This window comes from Streptomyces atriruber (assembly GCF_001418325.1).
Taxonomy (GTDB): Bacteria; Actinomycetota; Actinomycetes; order Streptomycetales; family Streptomycetaceae; genus Streptomyces; species Streptomyces atriruber.
In genome coordinates, this window is record NZ_LIPN01000207.1 from 1 (window position 1) to 5,400 (window position 5,400).

General features: G+C 70.4%; 9 protein-coding genes. All 9 read right to left on the reverse strand.

What is annotated here, in order from left to right:
- The coding region (gvpJ, locus tag AOK03_RS22110) for a gas vesicle protein GvpJ (protein ID WP_208609570.1) at nucleotides 1–113 on the reverse strand (113 nt) is incomplete at its 3' end.
- Complete coding sequence (locus tag AOK03_RS22115) at nucleotides 110–988, reverse strand: GvpL/GvpF family gas vesicle protein (protein WP_244177698.1); 879 nt, start codon at nucleotides 986–988, stop codon at nucleotides 110–112. The genes AOK03_RS22115 and gvpJ, both read right to left, overlap by 4 nt.
- Nucleotides 969–1,337: a gas vesicle protein gene (locus tag AOK03_RS22120; protein WP_055567059.1), complete on the reverse strand. Its 369-nt coding sequence runs from the start codon at nucleotides 1,335–1,337 to the stop codon at nucleotides 969–971. Before AOK03_RS22120 ends, AOK03_RS22115 begins: the two co-directional genes overlap by 20 nt.
- Complete coding sequence (locus AOK03_RS22125) at nucleotides 1,334–2,485, reverse strand: SRPBCC family protein (protein WP_055567060.1); 1,152 nt, start codon at nucleotides 2,483–2,485, stop codon at nucleotides 1,334–1,336. The genes AOK03_RS22120 and AOK03_RS22125 overlap by 4 nt, the downstream gene beginning before the upstream one ends.
- Nucleotides 2,478–3,173 carry a hypothetical protein gene (locus AOK03_RS22130; RefSeq protein ID WP_055567061.1) on the reverse strand — a complete coding sequence of 232 codons (696 nt, stop codon included), beginning with the start codon at nucleotides 3,171–3,173 and terminating at the stop codon, nucleotides 2,478–2,480. Before AOK03_RS22130 ends, AOK03_RS22125 begins: the two co-directional genes overlap by 8 nt.
- A gap of 2 nt (nucleotides 3,174–3,175) precedes the next feature.
- Nucleotides 3,176–3,415, reverse strand: a complete 240-nt coding sequence (locus AOK03_RS22135; protein ID WP_055567062.1) for a gas vesicle protein GvpG — start codon at nucleotides 3,413–3,415, stop codon at nucleotides 3,176–3,178.
- A gap of 4 nt (nucleotides 3,416–3,419) precedes the next feature.
- The gene (locus tag AOK03_RS22140; protein ID WP_055567063.1) at nucleotides 3,420–4,160 is read right to left on the reverse strand and encodes a GvpL/GvpF family gas vesicle protein; all 741 of its coding nucleotides are present in this window, start codon (nucleotides 4,158–4,160) and stop codon (nucleotides 3,420–3,422) included.
- A complete protein-coding gene (locus tag AOK03_RS22145; protein WP_055567064.1) occupies nucleotides 4,157–4,585 on the reverse strand; it encodes a gas vesicle structural protein GvpA in 429 nt (142 codons plus the stop codon). Before AOK03_RS22145 ends, AOK03_RS22140 begins: the two co-directional genes overlap by 4 nt.
- Before the next feature lie 109 nt (nucleotides 4,586–4,694).
- Nucleotides 4,695–5,042, reverse strand: a complete 348-nt coding sequence (locus tag AOK03_RS22150; protein ID WP_079074878.1) for a gas vesicle protein GvpO — start codon at nucleotides 5,040–5,042, stop codon at nucleotides 4,695–4,697.
- Nucleotides 5,043–5,400: the final 358 nt, after the last annotated feature.

Here is a 5,400-nt window from a genome sequence, read left to right on the forward strand (position 1 = left end):
AGGTCGACGTCCGCGATCCGCAGGGTGATGTCACCGGCGATGACCACGACGCCGGCGAGGAGCCGGTCGAGCAGATCGACCAGGGCGACTTCCCGGCGTTCGACGACGGTCATGCGGAGGTGTCCTCTCCATCGCTGGCGTCCCCCGCGTCCCCCGTGTCCCCCGTGTCCCCCGTGAAGGAGTACGCCGCCCACGGCCCCGTCAGCTCCACCCGCAGGCCGCTCGTCCCGTGCTCGTCGTCCTTGGTGCGGTCCACGAGCTCGACGAACTCCTCGGAGTGCGTGCGGGGCACCAGATAAGCGGCGTTGAGCACATTACGGCCCGGCGCGCGGGAGAGCTCCGAGTTCTGCGGCGCGTGCAGCCGGGAGTCGTCGGCCCGTTCCGCGAGCCGCTCGTGCAGCCCCCGCGCGAAGGCCTCGGCCCGCTGCCAGTTCTCCTCCTGGGCCGTGCGCTGACTGCGCCGCCGGCGCAGATAGTCCCGCCCGGATACGGCCCCGTTCCGCTGCGGCTCCGCGGACTCGCCGCCCGCCGCGCCCGCCGAGCCCTCCGGGTTCTCCATGTGGACCTTCACGCCCCACTCCACGCGTCCGTCGATCCGCTCCAGGACGCGGTGGAAGCGCTCGGCCCCGTCCTCCAGCATGGCGCGCACGCCGCTGTCGTCCCGGAAGACCGTCGCGAGGCGCAACGGCAGCGGGCAGGTGACGGTGGTGAGCGCGTCGATCACGTGCTGGTGGGCTCGGGCCGTCTCCGAGAGCCAGTCCAGGTCTTCGAGGTGGGCGCGCAGGGGCTTCTCGGCGAAGTCCCGCTCCGGCACCGGGCCGACCAGGGCGACCAGGTCCCCGTGGACGAGCTGGCGGGGCGGCTCGCCGCCGACCCCGGTGAGATCGGCGGCGAGCGGCGCGGCCAGGGGGCGGCAGACCGCGTAGACGTACCTCAGGTCGTCGTGGTGCGGTCCGCCGCCGTGCGGGTCATCGTTCGCGGCGATCACGTGTCTCCTTCTTGGCCTTGGCCGGCTCCAGGACTTCCCGCTCCTCGAGCTCCGCCAAGCGCTGCCGCAACTCGGCGTTCTCCCGGGAGAGTTCGGCACGGCGCGCCCCGGTGGAGAGCGCCGGGTCGTCCTCCCACCAGTCGATGCCCATCTCCTTGGCCTTGTCGATGGAGGCGACGATGAGGCGGAGCTTGATGGTGAGCAGTTCGATGTCGAGCAGGTTGATCTTGATGTCACCGGCGATGACGATGCCCTTGTCCAGGACGCGTTCGAGGATGTCGGCGAGGTTGGCCCCGCCACCGCCGCTGCCGTACGGGCCGGGGAGCCCGCTGCCGGGGGAGGCCGTCATCGACGGTCCCGCCCGCCGCCGGCCGACCCGGCGTACTCCCGTTCCCTCTCGTCGTCGACCTCGGGCTCCTCGTCGTCGTACTCCGCTTCCTCGCCGTACTCACCCTCGGGCTCGCCCTCGGCTTCCTCCTCGGGGACGCCCTCCTCGTCCTCGTACTCCTCCGCGGGCTCGTCCTCGCGCTCGTCCTCTACGCCTTCTTCGCCCTCTTCGCCCTCTTCGTACTCGTCGTACTCGGACTCCGGCTCGTCCTGGTCCTCGTATTCGCCCTCTGCGCCTTCGGCTCCTTCGGCGCCCTCCTCGGGCTCCTCGGACTCCTCGGACTCCTCGGCCAACGCGTCCTCGTGGGTGACGACCACCTCGCCGTCGCGGATCTCGCCGCGCCAGCCGTCGCTCGCCTCGCCGCGCAGCGTGATGTGCCGGGCGAAGTGCTTGAGGTCCAGGCGGGCCCGGCGGCCCTGGGCTCGCCAGATGTTGCCGGTCTTCTCGAACAGGCCCTTCGGGTAGTACTCGATGATCAGCAGCACCCGGGTGAGGTTCTCGGCGAGCGAGTGGAAGGTGACGACTCCCTTCGTCGTCCCCTTGCCGCCCTCGGAGGTCCAGGTGATGCGCTGGTCGGGCACCTGCTCGGTGGTGTGCGCCTTCCAACTGCGGTTGGACCAGAAGACCTTGAGCTTCCAGTCGGAGTCCGTGTCGTTCGCCACGGTGGCGCCCTTGACGCCCTTGGCGAAGGTGGAGAACTCCTGGTACTGGGTCCACTGGTCGTACGCCTCGCGCAGCGGCACGCCGACGTCGACGTACTCCAGAATGACGGTCGGCTTCTGGCCCGCGCCGCCCTTCTTGCGCTTGCCGCCGAGGCCCTTGAAGGCGTCGGTGACCTTGTCCTTCAGGTGGCTGCCGCCGAGTTCCAGCGCGCTGCGCACCGGGCCCTTGCCCTCGGCGACCTTCTTGCCCGCCTGCGCCGCCAGCTTGCCGAAGCCGGGGCTCTTGCCCTCCGCGATGTCGTTGAGCTTGACGGTGGCGTCGCCGAGCCGGTGACCGACGCCGACGAGCATGCGCTCGACCTGCGCCATGAGGTAGGCCTGCGCCTCCTCCTTCAGGCGGTCGGCGGCCGGGCTGTGCGTGATGGTGCTCAGCTGTGATTCAGCCATGGTCGCTGCCTCCCTTCGTCCGGCCGCCGCCCGAGCGGGCCGACGAGGTGGCCCTGCGGGCGGTTCCGCCGACGGCCGCGGTCGCGTTGCCCTGCGTGGACTTCCTAGCCGTCTTCTGCGCGGTCTTCTTGGCCGGGGCCTTCTTCGCGGCCGCCTTCGGGGCGGACTTCGCCCCCGCCTTCGGTGCTGCCCTCTTCGCCGGGGCCTTCTTCCGCTGCCCGGATCGCTCGGACCGGGGCGCGGAACCGTTCCCGGAAGCCTTCCCGGACCCGGAATCGGGGTCGGAATCGGGGTCGGAATCGGCCCTGGAGTCGGACTCGGCCTCCTCGCGGTCGTCCTCCCCGGCGACGCCCTTCACCTCGCCCGGCACCACACCTGAAATGCGGTCCTGAACGCCGAGGGTGCGGTCGTGCAGACGGTCGGCGAGGCCGTCCAGCTGCCGGGTGAGGAGGGATCCGGTGGCGGCCTTGCCCACGCCCCGCAGATCCTGGCGCAATTGGTCGCCGATCTCCTTGAACTGAGGGTTGTTCTCCAGCTGCTGGGTCACGAGCTGGCCCAGCGCCTTCGGACTCAGGTTGAGCCGCTTGCCCGCCACCATGCTGCCGACGGCGAACGCGAATTTGGCCTTCTTCGTGCGACCGAGGACGTACCCCGCGCCCACGGCCAGGCCCACTGCTAGTCGGTTCATTGTCAGAATTCCCGTCCTGTGCTGTGCTGCAGCCGGTCGAGGAGCTCGTCCTCGCACCGCTCGAACTCGGCTTCGTCGATCTCCCCCGCCTCCAGGAGTTCCTCCAGGCGCGAGAGTTCCCGACGGATCGCCGAGGGGTCGTAGTACTGCCGCTCCGCCTCGTCGACCACCTGCCTGAGCACCCAGAGGGACCCACGGGCAGGGGCCAGGGGCAGCAGGAGCAGTTCGCCGATCAGCCCCATGACGTCACTCGGCGGGCTCGGAAGGCCCCGGGTCGACGAAGCTGTAGGGGGGCAGCGGACCGTGCACCCGCAGGTCCAAGTGCGGCTGGGTGAGCCGGAGTTCCTCGACGGCCGCGAGGAAACCCTCGGCGGTCTTGCGGTTCACGAGGAACGAGACGTTCGCCAGCCAGCCGGTGCCCTCGGGGCCCTCCCCGACCGCTTCGGCGGCCGGTTCCAGCGCGCGCCGCACCAGAACGGCGTCGCTCGACTCGCGGGCCCGCACACTGGCGGTGATCATCTCGCCCACCTGCAGCTTCTGCTCGTGGGTGCCGCCGCCCTGGCGCTGGTTGGCCTCGACCATGGCGCGCAGCTCCGGGTTCTCGGCGAGGACCTGGTGCAGCACGGCCTGTTCGTGGTGGGTGGCCTTCACGTTGTACTCGACCTTGCCGTCGAGCGTACGCAGCCGCTCCTCGTAGTGATCGGCGCGCTCTCCGAGCACGGAGACGACCGTGTCGTCGTCCGGTGCGAGGCTGCCGAAGCGCATCGGGAGCACGGAGCCCGCGGCGCCGGCCTCCGACAGGACGTTCTGGTGCGCGAGCAGATCACGCCGCTTGGGCTTGAGGTCCTCGGGGGCGTCGCTCACGATCGCGGCGAGGTCGCCGTTCTTCAGGACGCGCACGGGGCAGGCCGGCCGGCCGATGCCCTCCATGCCGTCCGGCAGCGCCGGATGGGAGCTGCTCGCGATGCCGTACACGTACGTGGTCACTCCTGCTCCTCCTTCCGGCGGGAGGTGGAGCGCCGGGCCCGCGGCCGCTCTTCGGTCTGCCGCTCACCCTCCGCACGGGACTGCTTGAAAGCGTCCGATATGGTCTCGGCGGCTCCGGAGAGCGCACCCTTGGACTTGCCCTTGGCACCGGACTCCGTGATCTCGCCGACGAGGCCGGGCAGTCCGGGATCCTTCTTCTGTCCGGTCTCCAGGTCGAGGCGGTTGCACGCCTCGGCGAACCGGAGATAGGTGTCGACGCTCGCGACGACGACACGGACGTCGACCTTCAGGATCTCGATGCCGACGAGCGAAACGCGTACGAAGGCGTCGATGACGAGTCCTCGGTCGAGGATGAGCTCCACGACGTCGTACAGGCCACTTGTGCCGCCTCCGCCGCCGGACTGTTGTGCCGGGACTACGGTCATGCCGACGGTGCCTCCTTGGTCTTGTTCTGCTCTCGGGGTTCGGCTTCTGCTCTCGGGTTCGGCCGGGACCGGGGTCCTCCCGGGACTCCGTCCGGTCCGGCTTCGGTTCTCAGTGGGCGCCGGTGCCGCGGGGCTCCGAACGTCCGCGCTCGTAACGGCGCAGGCGCCGGTAGCCCATGAGCTCGCCCTGCGGGTCCAGCTGCACCTCGTAGCTCGCGAGGAGACTCATCGTGTCGGGGACACGCGACAGTTCGAGGACCTCGATCTCCAACAGCCAGCCCTCTTCGGTGCGTTCGAAGGACGACACCGATTCGGGCGTCATGCCGGTCAGCTCCGCGAGCTGCTCGCGTGCGGTGCGGAGGACTGCCATGGGCCCCGGCAGCGATGCCTTCTCACTCTCCGGCGCACTTTGAGCTGATGTCTTGCCGTCTGTGGTCTTACGTGGCGTATTGGCCATGTTCACCTCGTCGACCGAGTTACCCGCTGAGCCTTGGCCAAACGTGGTCGGTACGTATGCGTCGGAGCGGCGTGGCACTCGGCCGGAGTGCGCCGCCGGGGGGGCGTCAGGTCGCCGTATACGGGGTGGGTGGCCCTGGCCCCTTCCGGCACGGTGGCGTTCACCCTGGCCGGAGGGTGGCTGGCCCCACCCGGAAGCCGGGGGCCGACGGGCGTGCCCCGGGGTCGCAGGGCCGGAAGGATCTGAGTCCCAACAAGTTCCGCACCCGGGAGGCCCGCCATGACGCACCGCACCGACGCGACCCGCACCACATCCGTGACGCCCGACATCGACCTGCCCCGCGCCCCTCGCCCCCGGC